Source organism: Microbacterium gallinarum (genome assembly GCF_014837165.1).
Classification (GTDB): Bacteria; Actinomycetota; Actinomycetes; order Actinomycetales; family Microbacteriaceae; genus Microbacterium; species Microbacterium gallinarum.
The window spans coordinates 177940-198740 of sequence record NZ_JACSPM010000001.1; the positions used below are offsets into that span (position 1 = coordinate 177940).

The 20801-nt window shown below is 70.7% G+C and carries 22 protein-coding genes; 14 read left to right on the forward strand and 8 right to left on the reverse strand.

The annotated features are described in order from the left end of the window. Positions 1-201 precede the first annotated feature (201 nt). The 3 genes from H9622_RS00875 to H9622_RS00885 form a co-directional block, all read right to left on the reverse strand. Positions 202-612 carry a hypothetical protein gene (locus tag H9622_RS00875; protein ID WP_191763347.1) on the reverse strand — a complete coding sequence of 137 codons (411 nt, stop codon included), beginning with the start codon at positions 610-612 and terminating at the stop codon, positions 202-204. A gap of 2 nt (positions 613-614) precedes the next feature. Next, on the reverse strand, positions 615-1808 hold the full coding sequence (locus tag H9622_RS00880; protein WP_191763349.1) for a C39 family peptidase: 1194 nt from the start codon (positions 1806-1808) through the stop codon (positions 615-617). Between the two features lie 244 nt (positions 1809-2052). Then, complete coding sequence (locus H9622_RS00885; protein ID WP_191763351.1) at positions 2053-2892, reverse strand: DUF3097 family protein; 840 nt, start codon at positions 2890-2892, stop codon at positions 2053-2055. A 154-nt stretch (positions 2893-3046) separates the two neighbouring features. Here H9622_RS00885 and H9622_RS15945 point away from each other — a divergent pair, with 154 nt between their 5' ends. The 4 genes from H9622_RS15945 (at position 3047) to H9622_RS00905 (ending at position 7298) form a co-directional block, all read left to right on the forward strand. After that, complete coding sequence (locus H9622_RS15945) at positions 3047-5071, forward strand: TPM domain-containing protein (RefSeq protein WP_191763353.1); 2025 nt, start codon at positions 3047-3049, stop codon at positions 5069-5071. A gap of 77 nt (positions 5072-5148) precedes the next feature. Next, positions 5149-5910, forward strand: coding sequence for a PspA/IM30 family protein (locus tag H9622_RS00895; protein WP_191763355.1), 762 nt, complete (start codon positions 5149-5151; stop codon positions 5908-5910). A 111-nt stretch (positions 5911-6021) separates the two neighbouring features. Continuing rightward, positions 6022-6843: an arginase family protein gene (locus H9622_RS00900; protein WP_191763357.1), complete on the forward strand. Its 822-nt coding sequence runs from the start codon at positions 6022-6024 to the stop codon at positions 6841-6843. Beyond that, positions 6840-7298, forward strand: coding sequence for a Fe-S oxidoreductase (locus tag H9622_RS00905; RefSeq protein ID WP_191763359.1), 459 nt, complete (start codon positions 6840-6842; stop codon positions 7296-7298). Before H9622_RS00900 ends, H9622_RS00905 begins: the two co-directional genes overlap by 4 nt. Before the next feature lie 23 nt (positions 7299-7321). On the opposite strand, the gene H9622_RS00910 is transcribed toward H9622_RS00905, so the two are convergent. From H9622_RS00910 to H9622_RS00920, 3 genes are all read right to left on the reverse strand, one after another. Continuing rightward, positions 7322-7783: an SIP domain-containing protein gene (locus tag H9622_RS00910; RefSeq protein ID WP_191763361.1), complete on the reverse strand. Its 462-nt coding sequence runs from the start codon at positions 7781-7783 to the stop codon at positions 7322-7324. Between the two features lie 149 nt (positions 7784-7932). After that, a complete protein-coding gene (locus H9622_RS00915; protein WP_191763363.1) occupies positions 7933-8664 on the reverse strand; it encodes a tyrosine-protein phosphatase in 732 nt (243 codons plus the stop codon). Next, complete coding sequence (locus tag H9622_RS00920; protein WP_191763365.1) at positions 8658-9167, reverse strand: carboxymuconolactone decarboxylase family protein; 510 nt, start codon at positions 9165-9167, stop codon at positions 8658-8660. Before H9622_RS00920 ends, H9622_RS00915 begins: the two co-directional genes overlap by 7 nt. A 248-nt stretch (positions 9168-9415) precedes the next feature. Here H9622_RS00920 and H9622_RS00925 point away from each other — a divergent pair, with 248 nt between their 5' ends. From H9622_RS00925 to H9622_RS00965, 9 genes are all read left to right on the forward strand, one after another. Further along, a complete protein-coding gene (locus H9622_RS00925; RefSeq protein WP_191763367.1) occupies positions 9416-10927 on the forward strand; it encodes an ABC transporter substrate-binding protein in 1512 nt (503 codons plus the stop codon). After that, entirely contained in the window at positions 10924-11874 is a 951-nt protein-coding gene (locus H9622_RS00930; protein ID WP_191763369.1) for an ABC transporter permease, read from the forward strand. Before H9622_RS00925 ends, H9622_RS00930 begins: the two co-directional genes overlap by 4 nt. After that, positions 11871-12809 carry an ABC transporter permease gene (locus H9622_RS00935; protein ID WP_191763371.1) on the forward strand — a complete coding sequence of 313 codons (939 nt, stop codon included), beginning with the start codon at positions 11871-11873 and terminating at the stop codon, positions 12807-12809. Before H9622_RS00930 ends, H9622_RS00935 begins: the two co-directional genes overlap by 4 nt. Beyond that, positions 12806-13609 (forward strand): ATP-binding cassette domain-containing protein, encoded by an 804-nt coding sequence (locus tag H9622_RS00940; protein ID WP_191763373.1) that lies wholly within the window; start codon positions 12806-12808, stop codon positions 13607-13609. The genes H9622_RS00935 and H9622_RS00940 overlap by 4 nt, the downstream gene beginning before the upstream one ends. After that, a complete protein-coding gene (locus tag H9622_RS00945) occupies positions 13606-14406 on the forward strand; it encodes an ATP-binding cassette domain-containing protein (protein WP_191763375.1) in 801 nt (266 codons plus the stop codon). The genes H9622_RS00940 and H9622_RS00945 overlap by 4 nt, the downstream gene beginning before the upstream one ends. Before the next feature lie 182 nt (positions 14407-14588). Further along, a complete protein-coding gene (gene fdhA / locus H9622_RS00950; RefSeq protein ID WP_191763377.1) occupies positions 14589-15809 on the forward strand; it encodes a formaldehyde dehydrogenase, glutathione-independent in 1221 nt (406 codons plus the stop codon). 24 nt (positions 15810-15833) lie between these two features. Continuing rightward, entirely contained in the window at positions 15834-16232 is a 399-nt protein-coding gene (locus tag H9622_RS00955) for a GlcG/HbpS family heme-binding protein (protein WP_191763379.1), read from the forward strand. Between the two features lie 108 nt (positions 16233-16340). Then, the gene (locus tag H9622_RS00960; protein WP_191763381.1) at positions 16341-17414 is read left to right on the forward strand and encodes a M4 family metallopeptidase; all 1074 of its coding nucleotides are present in this window, start codon (positions 16341-16343) and stop codon (positions 17412-17414) included. A gap of 145 nt (positions 17415-17559) precedes the next feature. After that, positions 17560-17847 carry a protealysin inhibitor emfourin gene (locus tag H9622_RS00965; RefSeq protein WP_318246984.1) on the forward strand — a complete coding sequence of 96 codons (288 nt, stop codon included), beginning with the start codon at positions 17560-17562 and terminating at the stop codon, positions 17845-17847. Positions 17848-17852: 5 nt separating this feature from the next. Here H9622_RS00965 and H9622_RS00970 read toward each other — a convergent pair whose 3' ends face one another. Together H9622_RS00970 and H9622_RS00975 are read right to left on the reverse strand one after the other, a co-directional pair. Next, positions 17853-18464, reverse strand: a complete 612-nt coding sequence (locus H9622_RS00970; protein WP_191763383.1) for a GNAT family N-acetyltransferase — start codon at positions 18462-18464, stop codon at positions 17853-17855. A gap of 9 nt (positions 18465-18473) precedes the next feature. Beyond that, complete coding sequence (locus H9622_RS00975; RefSeq protein WP_191765491.1) at positions 18474-19172, reverse strand: uracil-DNA glycosylase; 699 nt, start codon at positions 19170-19172, stop codon at positions 18474-18476. Positions 19173-19253: 81 nt separating this feature from the next. Here H9622_RS00975 and H9622_RS00980 point away from each other — a divergent pair, with 81 nt between their 5' ends. Then, positions 19254-20744, forward strand: coding sequence for an MFS transporter (locus tag H9622_RS00980; protein ID WP_191763385.1), 1491 nt, complete (start codon positions 19254-19256; stop codon positions 20742-20744). The last annotated feature ends 57 nt before the right edge of the window (positions 20745-20801 follow it).

Consider the following 20801-nt stretch of genomic DNA (forward strand, 5'->3'; position numbering starts at 1 on the left):
GCGCCGCACGAACGACACCGGACGCTCCCGGAAGGTGCGGGGCTGGTCGTCTGCGGGGGGAACGGTGTCGGACACCCTCCCAGGCTATTCGAGAGCCGCCCCGCGCTTCGCCCGGCGGCGTGAGTCGGCGAGCAGGAGCCGTGTCCGCCCCGCGCGCGCTCGATCAGTGGTCATCCCCACGCACTCGCGAGAACCATAAGTTCAGCGGGCCTCGCTCGGCCACACAACGTCGCCGGCGACGAACACGATCCGGTCACCACGGGCACCGCGGACGGGGACGGCCCACGCGAGCCGGTCGGGACTCCCATCGAAGGACAGGGACGGTTCCCCCACGATCTCGTCATCGGCAAGAGCGGTCGCCGCGCGAGTGCGGATGGCCACCGGATCGAGCCACGACGATGCCGCCGGGGCGTCCGCGAACCACGACGTCCGGCGGTGGGTGAGGTCGGGCAGGATCTCGACGAATCCCACCAGGCTCGCGCCGGCCAGGATCGGCACGAACCAGGACGTCAGCGCGCCCCCAGCATCCTTCACCGCAATCGGCGTGCCGAGCAGAGCCGGGTCATCGACGAACGACTCGGCTCTGCTTCGCACCAACTCCAGATCGGCCATATCTAGATCATGCTCACCCTTGCCGTGTAGGCGTACTGGTACGTCTGGGTGGCGAAGTTCTCCCACTTGGTGATCACGCCCGCGTTCGGCGGCCAGGGATCGTAGACGAGCAGCCCTCGATTGGGTCCGCTGTACAGCACGGGGATCCTCGTCTCGGTGAAGCCGGCGACAGTGCGCGAGTGACCGGGCACGAAGCTGATGAGCGGCCGATTCGCCCGGATCTCGGTGCGGAAGGCCGCGAACGTCGGATTGGTGATCATCGTCACATCCAGGCCGCCGCCGGTGAGTGCCTCCAGCGCCGTGACCACGTGCCCGACCTGGCTGTAGGGCAGCCCGTTCGGGTTGGCCTTCGTGCCGAGTCCGAGCTCCTGTGCGAGTCGGTCCTGCGTGTACTCGTAGCGGTAGAAGTCCAGCAACATCTGCGAGCTCGCCCCGACGCACCACACGTTCGTCTCCTGTCCACGCAACTCGTAGCAGGGCGTGTGATGACTCGTTCGCAGCGAGTAGCGGATCTCGCGCGTCTCCACCAGCGAGAACACGAGGATGTCGCGCCACAGGTCGGGGTTGACCTCGTACGCGTTGCGGTGAAGCTTGAGTTCGCTCAGGTTGCGAAGACGCTCGCCGAAGCGCTTCGCCCGCGTGCGCCGAGCCGGCGCAGGCGTCTCTTCGACGAGGCTCCACCGCTCGAAGTTCTCGGGCTCGAGCGGCTTGCGGTCGGCCCGCTTCGCGGCTCGACCGATCGTCGCTCCTGCAGGCGGCACGGGCTCCCATGTGAACAGCTCCAGCAGGACGATCTCCTCGCCCTCCCGCAGGAACTGCACCCCGAGCTTGGGGTAGCTGTACGCGACGAACCGCACCTCGTCGGCCGCGTAGACCTCGTACTTCCGATGGGCACCGGCTTCGCGCGCCTCACCGATGAGGGCGTCGGGATTCCAGGTCATCCCGTCCGAGTAGGCCACCAGGACATCGCCCAGCACGGCATCGGCGGCGATGTCGACGGCCCCCAGCCGCTCACGTCCGCGGTCGACCGGCAGCCGGTAGAACAGGACGACGCCGGTGATGTCGTACACGGGTGTCGCATCCGGACCCACCTCGGCCCCGTCGAGCCGCTCTTTCGGAAACACCCCGGCGATCGCGAGGGCATTCAGTTCGACGCCCGCCAGTACGCGGGCATCCTTGGGATCGATGTCGGCCATTGCCGCTCCTTCGCTCGGGGACAGCAGGCTCGCCGCCCACCTGCAAGGAGCGCCGGGAAGAGCTCTCCGATACATCCGCCGCTCGGACAGCGGCGGCGCCCTCCGGCCGGTCGGGCGGTCGGGCGGTCGCAGAATCGGAGATCGCGCAGGAAACGCCGGTTGACGGATGCGGCGGCCCGGCGTGTCGCCGGGATCTCCGATGTTGCGGCAGCCGAACCGGCCCTCGGGCGAGCGAGAGCCTGCGTCAGTCCAGCGTCACGAAGTCGATCAGCTCTTCCACTCGACCCAGCAGGGCAGGCTCGAGGTCGCGGTAGCTGTGCACCGACCCGAGGATGCGCTGCCAGGCCCGCGCGATGTCGGTCTGATCCCGGGCCGGCCAGCCGAGCGCGCGGCAGACGCCGACCTTGAACTCGATGCCGCGCGGCACTTCCGGCCATGCCTCGATGCCCATCGCCCGGGGCGTGACGCACTGCCACACATCGATCCACGGGTGACCGACGATGCGGATGTGGGCTCCGTGCCGGCCGCGCTCGAGCGCCTGCGCGATGCGCGACTCCTTCGAGTTCGGCACGAGGTGATCGACCAGCACGCCGTACCGCCGGGTGGCCGACGGCGGCTCCTCGTCGAGCACGGCCTCGAGGAGATCGATGCCCTGTAGGTACTCGACCACGACCCCCTCGGCGCGCAGGTCGTCTCCCCACACCTTCTCGACGAGCTCGGCGTCGTGACGCCCCTCCACGAAGATGCGACTCGCCCGCGCCACGCGCGCCCGCGCGTCCCCGGCTGCGAACGATCCCGACGCGGTGCGCTTCGGACCGGTCGATGACGGCACGGTGGTCGGCGCGACCAGCACGACATCGGCGCCGTCGACGAGGAAGCCCGGGCCGAGCGGGAACAGTCGGCGGCGGGCGTGGCGGTCCTCGAGCTCGACCATGCCCGATGCGAGTCCGACCACCGCTCCGCAGAATCCGTCGTCGGCGACCTCCACGACGAGATCGCGGGATGCCTCGACCCGCGCCAGCTGCGTGGCCGAGCGCGCGCGCCAGCCGTCGGCCAGCACGTCGGTGCCGTAGCGATCGTCCATGTCTCCCCCGAATCGGAGAGGCTACCCGCGATCACGCTGAGAACGAGGCAGCGACCCGCGCCGAGGGCCGGACCTCCGCCCGGGCTTTCGCGTGTCGCCCGCGCCTGCATAGACTCGCGGAGGGGCTGGATTCCGCGTCCCGGAGGGGGAATCGATGCGTGGGCGATGGGCGGCGATGCTCACGGCGACTCTGGTGGTCGCCCTGACGGCGGTCGGGGGTGCCGCGACGGCGACAGACCCCGTGCGACTGGGCTCGGCGTACGTCCTCGACGAGGCCGGAGCGCTCGGCGCCGGTGAGCTGGCGGCCGCCGAGACGGAGCTCAGCGAGCTCGCGTCGAGTACCGAGGCCGATCTCTACGTCGTCTTCGTCGACGAGTTCACCAACCCGTCCAACAGCGAGCAGTGGGCCAACACGGTCGCCCAGCAGAACGGACTCGGTCCGTCGCAGTACCTGCTGGCCGTCTCGACCGAAGGACGCCAGTACTACCTCTCCGCGGACTCCGAGGGTCCGCTCTCCGAGGAGCAGGTGGTCGCCGCGGAAGCCGCCGCCCAGCCGCACCTCCGCGACGAGGACTACGTCGGCGCGATCACCGCGACCGCGGACTCCATCAGATCGTCGCTCGGCGGCGGGGGCGGCGCCGCGGGCACCGGCGGCTTCCCGTCGGGCATCCTCTGGGTCGTCGTCATCGCCGGAGTCGTGCTGCTGGTGATCTGGCTGGTCCTGCGGGCGCGCCGCAAGAAGTCCGGCACGGTGGCCGGCGGCGCCGGCGTGCCCGCGGTCGAGCAGCTTCCCCTCGACGAGCTCGAGCGGCGCGCAGCATCCGCTCTGGTCCAGACCGATGACGCGATCAAGACGAGCGCACAGGAGCTCGGTTTCGCGAAGGCGCAGTTCGGCGACGCCGCGACGGCCGAGTTCGAGGAGGCGCTGGCGACGGCGAAGGCGAACCTCGACGAGGCATTCACCCTCAAGCAGCAGCTCGACGACGCCACGCCCGACTCCGAGCCGGACACCCGCGCCTGGAACGAGCGCATCATCGCCCTGTGCGAGCAGTCCAACGCGATGCTCGATGACAAGGCCGCCGACTTCGACGAGCTGCGCAAGCTCGAGCAGAACGCCCCCGAGGCGCTCGCCCGGGTGCAGGGCGAGAAGGCGAAGGCAGAGGCATCCCTCGACAGCGCCGCCGCCGCCCTGCAGACCCTGCGCTCGGCCTACGCGCCCGAGGCGCTCGCGACCATCGCCGACAACCCCGAGCAGGCCCGTCAGCGTCTCGCCTTCGCCGGCGAGCAGCTCGTCGTGGCCGAGGCGGCCATCGGCGCGGGCAAGGGCGGCGAGGCTGCCGTCGGCATCCGAGCGGCCGAAGAGGCCGTCGGCCAGGCCGAGCTGCTCGAAGACGCCATCGGCAAGCTCGCCTCCGACCTCGCCGCCGGCGAGCGCAGCGCCGTCGAGCTGATCGCCGAGCTCGAGCAGGACGTCGTCACCGCGGGCACACTGCCCGACCCCGACGGACGCGTCGCCGCGACCATCGCCGCGACCACCCAGCAGATCGAGGCGGCCAAGGCGAACCTCGCGAGTCCCGCGAAGCGGCCGCTCGTCACTCTGAAGAGCCTCGAGAGCGCCAACGAGCAGATCGACGCGCTCGTGAAGGGGATTCGGGATGCCGAGGCGCAGGCCCAGCGCGCACGTCAGATGGTCGGTCAGCTGATCATGCAGGCGCAGGCCCAGGTGTCGACCGCCGAGGACTACATCACCGCACGACGGGGCGCCGTCGGAGCGCAGGCGCGCACGCGCCTCGCCGAGGCGGGGGCTTCGCTGGTGCGCGCGCAGCAGCTGCAGACGAGCGACCCCGAGCAGGCGATGCAGCACGCACAGCGCGCCGACCAGCTCGCCGGGCAGGCGATCCAGCTCGCGCAGTCCGACGTGGGCTCGTTCGAGGGCGGCGGCATGGGCGGCATGTTCGGCGGCGGCCAGCAGCAGGGCGGCGGGGGCAACGTCCTCGGAGCCGTGCTGGGCGGCATCCTCATCAACTCGATGATGGGCGGCGGCCGGTCGTCGGGCGGAAGCCTCGGCGGCGGAAGCCTGGGCGGCATGTTCGGCGGCGGGGGCTCCGGCGGCGGCATCCGGCCAGGCAGCTTCGGCGGGGGCGGCACACGCGCCCGTCGTGGAGGTGGTCGTTTCTGATCGCGCCCGCGCCGCACCGACGGCATCCCACCCCTGAACCTGACCACTACCGATCTGTCCGATAGGAAGGAAAAACGATGGCGAAGCAGTCCATCTTCGGTCGAATCTCGACCCTCATGAAGGCGAACATCAATGCGCTCCTCGACTCTGCCGAGGACCCGCAGAAGATGCTCGACCAGCTCGTGCGCGACTACACGAACAGCATCGCCGACGCCGAGGCGGCGATCGCCGAGACGATCGGCAACCTGCGGCTGCTCGAGCGCGACCACCAGGAAGACGTGCAGGCCGCCTCCGAGTGGGGCAACAAGGCTCTCGCCGCAAGCCGCAAGGCCGACGAGCTGCGCGGCGCCGGCAACACCGCCGACGCCGACAAGTTCGACAACCTGGCCAAGATCGCGCTCCAGCGCCAGATCAGCGAAGAGAACGAGGCGAAGGCCGTCGAGCCCACGATCGCGTCGCAGACCGAGGTCGTCGCCAAGCTCAAGGACGGCCTCAACGGCATGAAGCAGAAGCTGGAGCAGCTGAAGTCCAAGCGCTCCGAGCTGCTCGCGCGCGCCAAGACCGCCGAGGCCCAGAACAAGGTGCACGACGCGGTCAAGTCGATCGATGTCCTCGACCCGACGAGCGAGCTCGGTCGCTTCGAAGACAAGGTCCGTCGCCAGGAGGCCCTCGCGGCGGGCAAGCAGGAGCTCGCGGCATCCACTCTCGATGCGCAGTTCGAGAGCCTCGACGACGTGGGCGAGCTCACCGAGGTCGAGGCGCGGCTCTCCGCGCTGAAGGCAGGCTCGAGCCCGGCGCAGGCGGCCATCGACGCCCCCAGCGCTCCGTACACGCCGTAAGCAGGCCGATCGAAGGGCGTCGCTCCCCGCGGGGCGGCGCCCTTCGCCGTGTTCGCGCACGGCGTGCGCCTCGGCCTGCGCGGGCGGGTCGGGCTGCGAGAGGATGAGGGGATGACGCGCTACCTCGTTGTGCCGCAATGGCAGGGAAGCCCCTCCTCGCGGGCGATGCAGCTCATCGACGGCGCGCTTGCGATCGCCGGCGACCTGCCTCGCTCGGCCACCACGATCCTCGACGTGCCGATGGAGGCCGGCGAGGCCCTCGGCACGGGCGTGCACCGGCTGAGCAGCCTGCAGCGCGTGCGCGAGCTGATCGCGGCGGCCCTCGACTCGTCAGCTGAGCCCGTGCTGACCGTGGGCGGCGACTGCGGCGTGGCCATCGAGCCCATCGCCCACGCTGCGCGCCGCGTTCCGCGGCTGGCGGTGGTGTGGATGGATGCTCACCCCGACCTGAACTCCCCCGAGACCTCTCCCTCCGGGGCGTTCGCCGGAATGGTGCTGCGTGCGGTGCTCGGCGAAGGGGCGCCGCAGCTGGCCCTCCCCGAAGGTGCGGTCACCGCCGAGCGAACGTTCATCGTCGGGGCGCGGTCGTACGACGACGCCGAGATCGAGGCGGTCACGGCGCTCGGCGTGACCGCGCTCGACGTCGACGCACTGCGTGACCCGACTGCCCTCGCCGCCGCGGTGCGCGACAGCGGAGCCGAAGCCGTGTACATCCATGTCGACGTCGACGTGCTCGACCCCGCCGAGATCGCCGGCAACGCCCACCCCGAGCCGTTCGGGCTGGCGGTGGCCGAGCTCACCGCGGCCATCGCGGCCGTGCGGGCTGAGCTGCCGCTCGCCGGCTCCTCCCTCGCGGGCTACTCCCCGGCGTCGGCGACGTCGGCGACCGACGACCTCGGAACCATCCTGCGCGTCATCGGGGCGCTGGCGTGAGTCCGATCGCGACGCCCCCGCAGGGATGGCGCGCACGGGCCGACCTCGCGGTCGAACGGGGGCGACGCATCGACCGCTTCATCCCCGCGTTTCTGCTGGACTCCCCCATCAGCCTCGTCGGCTACGGCTACGGCACCGCCGTCGGCTGGGTGTGGGGCACGCTGTGGAGCACGGGCCGGATCGAGCGTCGGGAGGGCCTGTGGGTGTTCCGCGGCATGCCGACGTGGACGTTCGTGCGCGGCGGGGTGTGCGTGGGCGGCTGCTTCCTCACCGGTGACGGCGCCGTGAGCGACCACCTGCTGCGACACGAAGCCGTGCACAAGGCGCAATGGCGACGGTATGGAGTCCTCATGCCGTTCCTCTACCTCTTCGCCGGCCGCGACCCGCTGCGCAACCGGTTCGAGATCCTGGCCGGCCTCGAGGACGGCAACTACGTGCCTCGCGGCGCGGCCTGAGACCACGGCAAACCGGAGGCGGGTCAGCGCGAGGTCGTGAGGCCGTACTCGGCGGGCGCGTGGATCGACGTCGGCGCGATGCCCATGCCCGTGAGGTGGTCGACGATGTCGGCCGTGCCGAGGTAGCCGCCCAGCAGATGGATACGGGTCTGGTCGTCTTCGGTGCACAGCATCTCGTCCGCCCAGCCGTTCACCGCGCGGGCGAGCGCCTCGCCGGGCGCGCAGCCCCGGCTCGTGCCGGGCGCACCCGACCGGCGCGAGCGGTCGAGCCAGGTCAGCACCATGCGACTCGGCACCGTGACGTGGGCCTCCCACGAGGCATCCGGAATCTCCACGAACACACGGCCCGTCGAGCAGATCGGCAGCGTGGCGAGCACGACCTGCAGTTCGGCGAGCGAGGACTCGTCGGCCGTGATCAGGTGCTGAACGCGCGTGTGCCGTGAGGAACGGCAGGCTGCGGCGCTGTGCTCGGTGTGGTGGGTCATGACACCACCACTATACCCCGAACAAAGGGTTGCCTAACCTCACACAACCCCACGGTCCCCACACCCCTCTGTTCGGTGTCCACAGGTGCAGGGCTGGCGGTGCCGACAGCCCGGCTTCTGTGGACAGCGAACCAAGAGGAGGGAGAGCGTCACAGCGGGCGCAGCAGCACCCGGCGCAGCTCGGCGATCTCGTCGTCGGCGAATCCGTGCGCGCGCAGGTAGTCGGCCGGCGAGCCGAACCGCGCCGTCACGTCGTCGAGCAGAGCCTGCATCACCGGGGCGGGCGACCGCGTGGCGAGGTCTTCGAGGTGCGTCGCCTCGGGGTGCATCGCGCGCAGCAGCTGCACGACCCGGCGGTTGCGCCACTCGGGCAGCAGGCCCTCGGTGCGCGCGTAGTCGGCGACGACGGCGTCGAGGTCGACGCCGGCGGCAGCGAGGGTGAGCGCGACGGTGACGCCCGTGCGATCCTTCCCCACCGTGCAGTGCACGAGCACCGGCTGGTCTGTCACGATCCCCCGCACAACGTCGACCACGCCCGCCGACGAGTCGTCGACGAGCTGCCGGTACATCTCATCGAGGCTGATGTCGTCGGCGAAGAAGGACTCGACCGAACCGAGGAACAGCGGCACGCGCTGCGTGACGATCTCGAGGCCGTCGATCCGGCTGGGCGCGTGCGCCACCTCGTCATCGGCGCGCAGGTCGATGACTCGGCGCAGCCCGAGCCCGCCGAGGGCGGCGGTGCCGTGTTCGTCGAGCTGCGCAAGGTTGCCCGAGCGGAAGAGCACGCCGTGCCGCGTGACCGCTGCGCCGGCGGGCAGACCACCCACGTCGCGGAGGTTGACCGCCCCCGAGACGACCGGATCGTCGGGGTCCGTCACCATGCAGCGCCCGATGCGGCGTCGCGATCCTCGCCCGCGAGGTCGTCTCGCGGCGGCACGCTGTAGCGGCCTGCGATCGCGACGCGATTGAACGCGTTGATCGACACGAGGATCCAGCTGAGCGCCACGTACTCCTGCTCGCTCAGGATCGCGCCGACGCGGTCGTAGACGTCGTCGGGGACACCATCCTCGTGGATGAACGCGAACGCTTCGGCGAGCTCGAGCCCCGCCCGCTCGCGATCGCTGAAGACCCCGGAGTCGCGCCAGACCGCGATCTGGGTGAGCACGTCGGGACTGACCCCCGCCGCCACCGCGCGCTCGACGTGGACCCGCACACAGTAGGCACAGCCGTTGAGCTGCGACGTGTGGATCTGGACGAGCTCCTTCAGCCGGTCGTCGAGCCCACTCTCGGCCGCGATGCCTCCCACCGTCTTCGAGAACGCCGCGAGCGACTGATAGGCCGGCGGCGCCGAGCGGGAGAGGTGGACGCGCCGTTCTTCGGTCATGCCGCCAGCCTACCCACGCCGGATCGCCCGGCCCCGGTCCTCGGCGGCGCCGCATCGAACAGCGGCGGCGCACCGAACGCGGCGGCCCATCCTCCTCGGGAACGATTAACGCTTCTGTTGCGTTCCGGGTAACGGGTTCCTCGCCTCCCGATTCCGTTGAATAGGCTTGTGATCCGGCGTGTCGGTCCACCCAATCCGACTGACCCCGGCACCGCACACCGTGCGGATCCCCCTCCGAAAGGATCTCCATGCTTCGTCGCACTGCGATCGCCGCGACTTCGCTCCTCGCCGCCGGCGCGCTCCTGCTCAGCGCCTGCTCGGCCGGCTCGTCCCCGACGCCGAGCGCGACCGCAGCGCCCGACCCCAACGCTTCCGTCGCGATCCGCCTGGTGCTCGAGCCCGAGAACCTCGACATCCGCCAGACCGCCGGCGCCGCGCTCGACCAGATCCTCGTCGACAACATCTACGAGGGGCTCGTGGCCCGCACGCCCGAGCAGGAGATCGTGCCCTCGCTCGCGAGCGACTGGAGCGTCTCCCCCGACGGCCTGACCTACACCTTCACGCTGCGCGAGGGCGTGCTCTTCCACGACGGCCAGGCGCTCACGCCGCAGGACGTCGTGTGGTCGCTCACCACGCGCAAGGCGACGCCCGAATGGCGCGACTCGGCGCGACTGGCCAACGTGACGGCCATCACCGCCGAGGGGCAGGACATCACCCTCACCCTGGCCGAGCCCGACTCGAGCCTGCTGTGGAACCTGACCGGGCGTGCCGGGCTCGTGTTCAAGGAGGGCGACACGGTCGACTACAACACGGCCGCCAACGGCACCGGTCCGTTCCGCCTCGACAGCTGGCGGCAGGGCGCGAGCATCACCTTCGCGCGCAACGACGAGTACTGGGGCGACCAGGCGCAGGTCGCCGAAGTCGTGTTCGACTACATCCCCGACAACCAGGCGGCGCTCAACGCGGCGCTCGCCGGCGAGGTCGATGTCGTGACCGGCTACGACGCGAACCTCAAGGACCAGATCGAGGCGAACGGCGACTTCGCACTCGTGCTCGGCCGGTCCACCGACAAGGGCACCCTCGCGTTCAACCAGCAGCCGGGCAGCCCGCTCGCCGACAAGCGCGTGCGCCAGGCGATCCGTCAGGCCATCAACCACGACACGTTCGTCGAGGCGCTGGCCTCGGGTGAGACGCAGTACGGCCCGATCCCGTCCCTCGACCCCGGCTACGAAGACCTGGCCGACGTGGCCCCGTTCGACCCGGACGCCGCCCGCGCCCTCCTCGAGGACGCCGGCGCCGAAGACCTCGAACTCACGCTGAAGATCCCGAACTTCTACTCCACGACGATTCCGCAGATCCTGGTGTCGAACCTCAACGACGTGGGCATCACCCTCGAGGTCGACTCGGTCGACTTCTCGACGTGGCTCAACGATGTCTACATCAACAAGGACTACGACCTCAGCTTCGTGCTGCACACCGAGGCGCGCGACTTCGAGAACTGGGCGAACCCGGACTACTACTTCACGTACGACAACGCCGAGGTGCAGGAGCTCTTCGCCGAGTCGCTCGCGGCGACCGACGAGGACGAGGCGGCGGAGCTGCTCGCCGAGGCCGCGCGCATCGTCTCGGAAGACGCCGCGGCCGACTGGCTGTACAACGGCGCGTCGGTGGTCGCGGTCGGCACTAACATCACGGGTATGCCGTCGATCAACGTGAACGAGCGGCTCGACCTCTCCGAGCTGGCCAAGAGCAACGGGTGATCCGATACACGCTGACGCGTCTTGCCCTGCTTCTGCTCGGCTTGCTCGTCGCCAGCGTGCTCATCTTCCTCTCCCTGCGCGTCCTGCCCGGTGACGTCGCCCAGCTGATCGCCGGGGTCAACAGCAGCCCGGGCCAGGTGGAGGCGATCCGGGAGCGGCTCGGCCTCGACCAGCCTCTGCCGGCGCAGTACGTCGATTGGATCGGCGGCGTGTTCCGCGGTGACCTGGGCAGCTCGCTGCTCACGGGCACCGCCGTCGCCGACGAACTCGCCCAGAAGGCGCAGGTGACGGTCCCGCTCGGCATCATGTCGCTCACGATCGCGGTCGTCTTCAGCGTGCCGCTGGGCGTGCTCTCGGCGATGCGCCGCGGCCGTGCCGATGGCACCGCGCTGAGCGTCGGCGCCCAAACCCTCGCCGCGGTGCCTGTGGTGTGGGCAGGGATGATGCTCGTCGTCGTCTTCGCGGTGTGGCTGGGCTGGCTGCCGGCCCAGGGCTTCCCCCGCGCGGGCTGGCAGGACCCGTGGGCGGCGTTCCGCGCGCTGCTCCTGCCCGCGCTCACGATCGGCATCGTCGAGGGCGCCATGCTCATGCGCTTCGTGCGCAGCGCGACGCTCCAGGCCGTCGGGCAGGACCACGTCCGCACGGGCGCCGCGAAGGGCCTCACCCGCAACGCCGCGCTCATCCGCCACGGTCTCCCCGACGTCGGCCTGTCGGTGATCACGGTCCTCGGCCTGCAGGTCGCCGGGATCATCGTCGGCGCGGTGATCATCGAGCAGCTGTTCACCCTCCCCGGCATCGGGCGCATGCTGGTCGCCGACGTGAGCGCGCGAGACCTGCCCAAGGTGCAGGGCGAGCTCCTCGTGCTCACCGGCTTCGTGCTGATCATCGGCTTCGTCGTCGACCTCGTGCACCGTCTCATCGATCCCCGCGAGCGGGAGGCGGCATGAGCGGTCGCCGGAAGGGAGCGGAGACGGATGCCGCGACCGACGCCCCGCCCTCCCGGTGGGCGTGGCTCGGCCGGCTGTGGCGCCTGTCGACGGGCCGCTTCGGCCTGATCGTCGTGATCATCGTGGTCGCGACGGCGATCGTCGCGCGGTTCTGGACGCCGTTCGACCCACAGCAGGTCGACATCTCGTCGCGGTGGCTGCCGCCGGGCTGGCCGCATGTGCTCGGCACCGATGCGGCGGGTCGCGACATCCTGAGCCTTCTCATGGCCGGCGCCCGCACGACGATCCTCGTCGCCGTCGGCGCCGGGATCGTCGCGACGATCATCGGGATCGCGCTCGCCTCGCTCGGCGCGCTCACCGCGCGGTGGGTGCGCGAGTCGGTGGCGGTGTTCGTCGACATCCTCATCGCGTTCCCGGTGCTGATCATCGCCATGATGATCTCGGCCGTGTGGGGCGGCTCGCTGTGGGTCGTGATCTGGGCGGTGGGCATCGGCTTCGGCGTGAACATCGCGCGGGTGACGAGACCCGAGCTGCGCCGCGTGCTGCACAGCGACTTCGTCGTGGCCGGCCGCGCCTCGGGTCTCACGCCGGCGCAGAACCTGATGCGCCATCTGCTGCCGAACGTCGCTCCGGTGTTCATCGTGCAGCTGTCGTGGGGCATGGCCGTCGCCGTGCTCGCCGAGGCGGGCCTGTCGTACCTGGGCTTCGGCGCTCCCGTGACCGAGCCCTCCTGGGGCCTGCTGCTGGCAGAGCTGCAGCAGTTCATCACGGTGCACCCGCTGTCGGTGGTGTGGCCCGGCCTCGCGATCACGCTGACGGTCCTGGGGCTGAACCTGCTGGGCGACGGGCTGCGCGAGGCGACCGATCCGACGCTGACGCACGCGCGTGGCGCCGGCCGCGTCGCGCGCACCCATGTGCCGGAGGTGGTCGCGTGAGCCTCGAGGTGCAGGACCTCACGATCGAGATCCGCGGACGGCGCGTCGTCGACGGGGTCGGCTTCGCGGTGCCCGACGGCGCGCGCGTCGGGCTCATCGGCGAGTCGGGCTCGGGCAAGTCGCTGACGGCGCTCGCGATCCTGGGGCTGCTGCCCGACGGCGCGACCGCGACCGGCAGCATCCGCTGGAACGGCCGCGAGCTCATCGGCCTCCCCGACCGCGAGCTCGCCGAGCTGCGCGGCGACGAGATCGGCATCGTCTTCCAGGAGCCCCGCACGGCGCTCAATCCGATCCGCACGGTGGGCCGTCAGATCGCCGAGTCGATCCGCATCCACGAGAAGGCATCGAGACGGGATGCCGCTGCCCGTGCTGTGGCTGAGGCTTCCCGTGTCGCCCTTCCCGACCCCGAGCGCATCGTCTCGCGGTATCCCCATCAGCTGTCGGGGGGCCAGCGTCAGCGCGTCGCCATCGCCATGGCCCTCGCGTGCCGGCCGCGCCTGCTCATCGCCGACGAGCCGACGACGGCGCTCGACGTGACGATCCAGGCCGAGATCCTCGATCTTCTGCTCTCGCTCGTGCGCGACGACGGCATGTCACTGGTCTTCATCACGCACGACCTCGCCGTGCTCTCGCAGATCGCGACCCACGGTGTGGTGCTGGAGGACGGCCGCGTGGTGGAGGACGCGCCGGTGTCGCAGTTGCTCACCGCACCGTCTTCGCCGGTCACCCAGGGGCTGCTACGCGATGCGACGGCGACGCTCTGGCGCCCCGGCGGCGCACCCGCGGGAGGTGCCGCATGAGCGAGTTCCTGGTGCGGGCGCGGGGTCTCACCCGCCGCTACCCGACCCCGGAGACCCGGCTGTTCGGGCCGCGCGTGTACACGACGGGCCTGGAGGACGCCGACCTCGACGTGCGCGCCGGCTCTGCCGTCGGCATCATCGGCGAGTCGGGCTCGGGCAAGTCGACGCTCGTGCGTCTGCTGCTCGCGCTCGATGCCCCCACCGAGGGGACCGTCGAGTTCGACGGCCGGCCGGTCGACGCGTCGGCGCGCGCCCGGTCGCTGCACTGGCTGCGCCGCCGCACCGGCATCGTGTTCCAGGATCCGTATTCGTCGCTCGATCCCCGCATGAGCGTGGGCCGCATCGTGGGCGAGCCGCTGTGGGCGCTCGGCATCGAGGGCGACCGCCGCGCCCGCGTGCGCGAGGTGCTCGAAGACGTCGGACTCGAGGCAGCCATGGCGAACCGCTTCCCGCACGAGTTCTCGGGCGGCCAGCGGCAGCGCATCGCGCTGGCCCGCGCGATCGTGCATCGCCCGGAGCTGCTCGTCGGCGACGAGCCGCTGTCGGCGCTCGACGTCACCGTGCGGGCGCAGATCCTCGAGCTGCTGGGCGAGCTGCGGGCGCGCGACGGGCTGACCATGCTGCTCGTGTCGCACGACATCGGCGTGGTGCAGAGCCTGTGCGACGAGGTGGTGGTGATGAAGGACGGCCGCATCGTCGAGGAGGGACCGACAGAGAAGGTGCTGCTGCAGCCGCAGGTCTCCTACACGCGTCGCCTCCTCGCCTCGATCCCGGTCATCGACCCGGGCACGGTCTGACCGGCGGCGGGGCCGCTGTCTCCGATCGCCTCGGGGCGAACGCTCTCACGCCGCGGGCCGCAGGCCGCGGGCCGCGCAGCCGACCCCGTTGCGCGACGCGGCTGTACGGTCCAGGCTCATGACGAGCCCACCCACGTGACGAAGCAGTCGCGCGATGCCGTCGTGCGACGGAGAGGACGAGGATGTCTGCGAACAGGGCGGTGGCCTACAAAGGACCCGGCGAAGTGGAGGTCATCGACACCGACTATCCGACGTTCGAGCTGAAGGACGGCCCAGGCGTCAACCCGGCGAACGTCGGCAGGAAGGTGCCGCACGGCGCGATCCTGAAGACGGTGAGCACCAACATCTGCGGTTCGGACCAGCACATGGTGCGCGGTCGCACGACGGCTCCCGCAGGCCTCGTGCTCGGTCACGAGATCACCGGCGAGGTCGTCGAGGTCGGCCCTGACGTCGAGTTCATCGAGGTCGGCGACATCGTCTCGGTGCCGTTCAACATCGCATGCGGCCGCTGCCGCAACTGCAAGGAGGGCAAGACCGGCATCTGCCTCAATGTCAACCCCGACCGCCCCGGGAGCGCCTACGGCTACGTCGACATGGGCGGCTGGGTGGGCGGCCAGGCCGAGTACGTGCTCGTGCCGTACGCCGACTGGAACCTCTTGAAGTTCCCCGACCGAGACCAGGCGCTCGAGAAGATCCTCGACCTGACGATGCTGTCCGACATCTTCCCGACCGGCTTCCACGGCGCCTACACCGCGGGTGTGCGCCCGGGGTCGACCGTGTACATCGCGGGGGCCGGGCCCGTGGGTCTCGCAGCCGCCGTCGGCGCCCAGCTGCTCGGGGCCGCGGTGGTCATCGTGGGCGACCTCAACGAGGCCCGTCTCGCCCGCGCCCGCTCCTTCGGGTGCGAGACCGTCGATGTGTCGAAGGGCGACCCGAAGGACCAGATCGAGCAGATCCTCGGCGTGCCCGAGGTCGACAGCGGCGTGGACGCGGTCGGCTTCGAGGCCCGCGGCCACGGTGCCGACGCGTCGCACGAGGCTCCGGCCACCGTGCTCAACTCGCTCATGGACCTGACGGCCGCGGGTGGCGCGCTCGGCATCCCGGGCCTCTATGTGACCGGCGATCCCGGGGGTGTCGACGAAGCCGCCAAAGTCGGCTCGCTGTCGCTGCGGCTGGGCCTCGGCTGGGCGAAGTCGCTCTCGTTCACCACCGGGCAGTGTCCGGTGATGCGCTACAACCGCCAGCTCATGATGGCGATCCTGCACGACAAGGTCGCGATCGCCGACGCCGTCGGCGCCACCGCGATCCCGCTCGAAGACGCCCCGCAGGGCTACGCGGACTTCGACCAGGGAGCCGCGAAGAAGTACGTGCTCAACCCCAACGGGTACATCAAGACGGCCTGACAGACCCGACGAAAGGAACTCAACATGTCCGTCACCCTCGAAGACGCGCGCCGCGTCATCGCCGCCGCAGAGAAGCGCGCCGACGAGATCGGCCAGCCCATGAACATCGCCGTCGTGGACTCGGGCGGCAACCTCGTCGCCCACGTCCGCCAGGACGGCGCCTGGATCGGCAGCGTCAACATCTCGATCAACAAAGCCTGGACGTCGAAGGCGTTCGACATCGAGACGAAGGCCCTCGGCGAGAACTCGCAGCCGACCCAGCAGTTCTACGGCATCCACGCCACGAACGGAGGCAAGGTGGCGATCTTCGCCGGCGGCGTGCCGCTCTCCCGCGACGGCGTCGTCGTCGGCGCAGTCGGGGTGAGCGGCGGCTCGGGCGATCAAGACCAGACCGTGGCGGAGGCCGGCGCCGCCGCCTTCTGATCCGATCCCTTCTCCGCCGACGCGATCGTCGACCGACCGTGGCGGCGGAGCGCGCGGACGCGCTGCGCTGGCGCGCCCACCGTCGGACCTCGCCGCTAGCCTCTGACCATGGCCCACGCGATCGTCCCTCCGTATCTCCTCGCCCGAATCGCCGCTGTGCAGGAGCCCACGTGGGCCAAGGCAGCCGAGGCGGCCCGGTCGACGCTGGCTGCGCCGCGGGAGTACCGCCCCGTGCGCTCCCGACTGCGGCTGTCGATCGAAGACGACGGCACCCTGGTCGCCGAGGCCACCCCCGCCCCCGACCGTGAGATCTCCGACGCGCAGCAGAAGGAGCAGCTTCCCGGGGTGAAGGTGCGGGGCGAAGACGACCCGGCGACCGGCGACACCGCCGTCGACCAGGCGTTCGACGGTCTCGGCGCGACGTTCGACTTCCTGTGGGACGCCTTCGGTCGCGACAGCCTCGACGGCTCGGGCGGGTCGCTCCTGTCGACCGTGCACTACGGCGAGCACTACGACAACGCGTTCTGGAACGGCGAGCGCATGGTGTTCGGCGACGGCGACGGCGAGGTCTTCTCCGGCTTCACCAGATCGCTCACCGTCATCGCGCACGAACTCGCGCACGGTGTGATCGAGGACGAGGGCGGCCTGCTCTACCGCGGCCAGTCGGGCGCGCTCAACGAGTCGATCGCCGACGTCGTCGGCGCGCTCGCCGAGCAGCACCATCTCGGGCAGACCGCAGACCAGGCATCGTGGCTCATCGGCGAAGGCATCTTCACGGATGCTGTGGAAGGCCGCGCACTGCGGTCCATGGCCGCACCCGGTACCGCGTACGACGACGACGTGCTCGGCCGCGACCCGCAGCCTGCGCACATGCGCGACTTCGTCGTGACCCGCGACGACAACGGCGGCGTGCACATCAACTCCGGCATCCCGAATCACGCGTTCTATCTCGTGGCCACCGCGCTCGGCGGGCACGCCTGGGAGCGTGCAGGTCTGATCTGGTACCGCGCGCTCACCGGCGCCCTGCCGTCGACGGCTGACTTCTCGACGTTCGCGAACGCCACCCTGGCGGCCGCCGCCGCGGAGTACGGTGAGGAGTCGGAGGAGGTCGCCGCCGTCCGGGCCGCCTGGACGAGTGTCGGCGTGATCGACGATGCACGAGCCGCAGAGACCGCTGCCTGACGCGCCTGAGGGCGCACGTCCCGCAGCCCCCTCACCGCGCCCGTCGCCGACGCCCTCGCCGGGGCCTTCGCCCGAGCCCCCTGTCCGCGGCGAAGAGCCGGCACCGCGCCCCGAGAGCGACGCGAGCGCCGAACTCCCCGTCTCGGTGACTGTGACGCGATCGGGCGGGTTCGCGGGCCTGTCGCGCAAGTGGCGCGCCGAGGCCGGTGAGTCCGACGCCGAGCGGTGGCGCGCGCTGATCGAGGGGTGCCCGTGGGAGGCGGTGACGATCCTGAGCGACGACACCGGCGCCGACCGCTTCCTGTGGCGTCTCGACGCCCGGTGCGGCGAGCGTGCACGCGAGGCCGAACTCGCCGACGCCGACGTCCGGGGCCCGTGGCGCGAGCTCATCGACGCGGTGAAGGAAGCGGCAGGCTCGTCACCGCGGCGCTGAGCCGGTCAGCGGGCGAAGATGCCCTTCTTCTTGACCGGCTTGAGCTCCTTCTGCAGATAGATCGTGCCGAGCCATCGTCCGAACTTGAACCCGACCCGGCCCATGCGCCCCACCTCGACGAACCCGAGCTTCTCGTGCAGGGCGACCGAGCCCTCGGCACCCTTGTCGCTGATCACGGCCACCATCTGCCGGATGCCCTTCTGCTCGCACGCCTCGATGAGGGCGACCAGCAGCGCCTTTCCGAGTCCCTTTCCCGTTGCGGCCTGCCCCAGATAGATCGAGTTCTCGACCGAGAAGCGGTACGCCGACTTCGCTGACATCGGCTGCACCAGCGCGTAGCCGAGGACCTGCCCGGTCGGCGACTCCGCGACCAGGAAGGGCAGATCGAGCTTGCGCAGGTACGCGAGCTTCTCGCGCCACTGCGCGATCGACCACTTCTTCTCGTCGAACGTCACGACCGAATTGGTCACGTAGTAGTTGTAGATCTCACGGATATCGGGGATGTCACGCTCGGCGACGGGCCGGATGTCGAACGAGAAGGGACGCTCCGGTTCAGGACGACGGCGCAGATGACGCGGCAGCCGGCGCCGGTCGCGGTCGTATTCCTCCTCAAGCATCCCGCCAGCCTACGCTTCGGCCGGGAGGGCCCAGTCGACGGGCCGACCGCCCTGCTCCTCGATCAGAGCGTTCGCGCGAGAGAACGGGCGAGACCCGAAGAACCCCCTGCCGGCCGACAGCGGCGACGGGTGGGCGGACTCGATGATCGGCGTCGAACCGAGAAGGGGGCGCAGGTTCGCGGCATCCCTCCCCCACAGGATCGCGACGAGCGGCCCATCTCGGTCGACCAGCGTGCGGATCGCATGCTCGGTGACCTTCTCCCAGCCCCAGCCGCGGTGGGATGCCGGCTGCCCCGGCGCGACCGTGAGCACGCGGTTGAGCAGCATGACGCCCTGGTCGCTCCACGCCGACAGGTCGCCGTGGACCGCCCGCGGGATGCCGAGGTCGGCCTCGAGCTCCTGGTAGATGTTCGAGAGGCTCCGCGGCAGCGGGCGGACGTGCCGGTCGACCGCGAAGGACAGGCCGATCGGATGCCCCGGCGTCGGGTACGGGTCCTGTCCCACGATCAGCACCCGCACGTCGGCGAGCGGCCGCTGGAACGCCCGCAGCACGCGGTCTCCGGCGGGCAGGTACGACCGGCCGGCGGTCACCTCCGCACGCAGTCGTTCGCCGAGCGCGGCGATGTCGGGGCCGACCGACGCGAGCGCCGCCGCCCACCCCGGATCCACGAGCCCTGCATCCGCGAGCTCGGGCAGCGTCATCGCCACGGAGCGCTCCCGCGCCGGGCGTCCGGGGCCGTCATCCACACGCCCCCAGCCTAGGTGCGCGGGTCGAGTAGTCTCGCCCTCGTGTCCCGAGTCTCCAGCGCCACCGACCGCCTCCGCGGCTCCGCCCTCGGCATCACGGCGGGCCTCATCGGCTGGTTCGTCCTCGTCGAGGTCACGAGCGGCATCCTGCAGGGGTACTACGTGCCGCTGTTCAGCGACATCGTCGATCAGCTGGGCATCCACGACTCCGATGTGAACTGGTTCGAGGCCGCGCAGCTGCTGCTGTCGGCGCTGGTCGTGCCGGTGCTCGCGAAGCTCGGCGACATGTACGGGCACAAGAAGATCCTGCTGATCGCGGCGATCCTCACCGCAGGTGCGAGCTGGTGGCTGGCCTTCGCCGGCGACTTCTGGAGCTTCCTGATCGCGTGGGCGCTGCAGGGGTTCTACGTCGTGTGGCTGCCGCTCGAGATCGCGCTGATCTTCGAGCGCGGCAGGAAGCAGAACCGGGGCGTCTCGCTGACGCGGCGCGCTGCCGGTCTTCTCGTCGTCGGACTCGAGGCCGGAGCGATCATCGGCGCCCTCGCGGCGGGGCGCATCTTCACCGCGACCGGCGACCTGACGCTCACCCTCATGGTTCCCGCGATCGCCGTCACCCTCGTGTGCCTGGTGATCTGGCTCGGCGTGCCCGAGTCCGAGCCCGTGCGCGGCCGGCGACTCGACACCTGGGGCTTCGTCATCCTCGCTCTCGGCCTGCTGCTCGTCACCAGCTCGCTCACGTTCCTGCGGCTCAACGGAGCGGGCTCCGCGTTCGTGTGGGTGCTGCTCGCGCTCGGCATCGTCGCGTTCGTGCTCTTCGTGCTGTTCGAGCTGCGGCAAACCGATCCTGCCATCGACATCCGCGTGCTGCGGCGTCCCGAGATGTGGCCTGTGCAGGCGACGGCGTTCCTCGTCGGCATCAGCCTGCTCGGCGCGCAGGGCCCGCTCTCGACCTACGCCGGCACCGACTCGTCGCTCGGCTACGGCCTCGGACTCGATGCGGAAGCGCGCTCCTACGTGATCGGCCTCTACCTCGTGTCCCTCATCGTGGGCGCGATCCTGTTCGCCGTGACCTCACGCCGGGCGAACCCCCGCGCGATCCTCATCGTCGCCTCGGCGCTCGTCGGCATCGGCTACGCACTGTTCCTCCCGTTCCACGTCGAGCTGTGGCAGGTGCTGCTCAACCTGTCGATCGCGGGCATCGGCTCGGGTGCGCTCGTCGGCGCCCTGCCCGCGGCCGCCGCCGCGGCGGCTCCGCATGGGCAGACCGGCATCGCCTCGGCGCTGACGAACACGACCAAGACCATCGGCGGAACGTTCGCCTCGGCCGTCTTCGGCATCGTGCTCGCCGCCGGTGCGGGCGTCGTCGCGAGCGAGACCGCGGCGTCGCTCGGCGGCTACCTCGCGGTGTGGTCGATCTGCGCGGCGGGCGGTTTCCTCGCCGCAGTGCTGCTGTTCTTCGTGCCGAAGGTCGCGTTCGCCGACACCCTGCCCGAAGAGGTCGAGACCGTCGCCGGCGAGGCGCAGATCATCTGACCCGTGTGCGGCCGACGGGGTACCGCAGACGACGGAACGAGCGGATGCCCCGCCCCG

What these genes read in the sequence shown, in the direction of transcription:
- H9622_RS00955 (WP_191763379.1), top strand. Translation starts at nt 15,834, where the DNA reads ATGTCCGTCACCCTCGAAGACGCGCGCCGCGTCATCGCCGCCGCAGAG.
- H9622_RS00915 (WP_191763363.1), bottom strand. Translation starts at nt 8,664, where the DNA reads ATGGTGACGGACCCCGACGATCCGGTCGTCTCGGGGGCGGTCAACCTC.
- H9622_RS00935 (WP_191763371.1), top strand. Translation starts at nt 11,871, where the DNA reads ATGAGCGGTCGCCGGAAGGGAGCGGAGACGGATGCCGCGACCGACGCC.
- H9622_RS00910 (WP_191763361.1), bottom strand. Translation starts at nt 7,783, where the DNA reads ATGACCCACCACACCGAGCACAGCGCCGCAGCCTGCCGTTCCTCACGG.
- H9622_RS00875 (WP_191763347.1), bottom strand. Translation starts at nt 612, where the DNA reads ATGGCCGATCTGGAGTTGGTGCGAAGCAGAGCCGAGTCGTTCGTCGAT.
- H9622_RS00925 (WP_191763367.1), top strand. Translation starts at nt 9,416, where the DNA reads ATGCTTCGTCGCACTGCGATCGCCGCGACTTCGCTCCTCGCCGCCGGC.
- fdhA (WP_191763377.1), top strand. Translation starts at nt 14,589, where the DNA reads ATGTCTGCGAACAGGGCGGTGGCCTACAAAGGACCCGGCGAAGTGGAG.
- H9622_RS00960 (WP_191763381.1), top strand. Translation starts at nt 16,341, where the DNA reads ATGGCCCACGCGATCGTCCCTCCGTATCTCCTCGCCCGAATCGCCGCT.
- H9622_RS00945 (WP_191763375.1), top strand. Translation starts at nt 13,606, where the DNA reads ATGAGCGAGTTCCTGGTGCGGGCGCGGGGTCTCACCCGCCGCTACCCG.
- H9622_RS00885 (WP_191763351.1), bottom strand. Translation starts at nt 2,892, where the DNA reads ATGGACGATCGCTACGGCACCGACGTGCTGGCCGACGGCTGGCGCGCG.
- H9622_RS15945 (WP_191763353.1), top strand. Translation starts at nt 3,047, where the DNA reads ATGCGTGGGCGATGGGCGGCGATGCTCACGGCGACTCTGGTGGTCGCC.
- H9622_RS00920 (WP_191763365.1), bottom strand. Translation starts at nt 9,167, where the DNA reads ATGACCGAAGAACGGCGCGTCCACCTCTCCCGCTCGGCGCCGCCGGCC.
- H9622_RS00970 (WP_191763383.1), bottom strand. Translation starts at nt 18,464, where the DNA reads ATGCTTGAGGAGGAATACGACCGCGACCGGCGCCGGCTGCCGCGTCAT.
- H9622_RS00900 (WP_191763357.1), top strand. Translation starts at nt 6,022, where the DNA reads ATGACGCGCTACCTCGTTGTGCCGCAATGGCAGGGAAGCCCCTCCTCG.
- H9622_RS00880 (WP_191763349.1), bottom strand. Translation starts at nt 1,808, where the DNA reads ATGGCCGACATCGATCCCAAGGATGCCCGCGTACTGGCGGGCGTCGAA.
- H9622_RS00895 (WP_191763355.1), top strand. Translation starts at nt 5,149, where the DNA reads ATGGCGAAGCAGTCCATCTTCGGTCGAATCTCGACCCTCATGAAGGCG.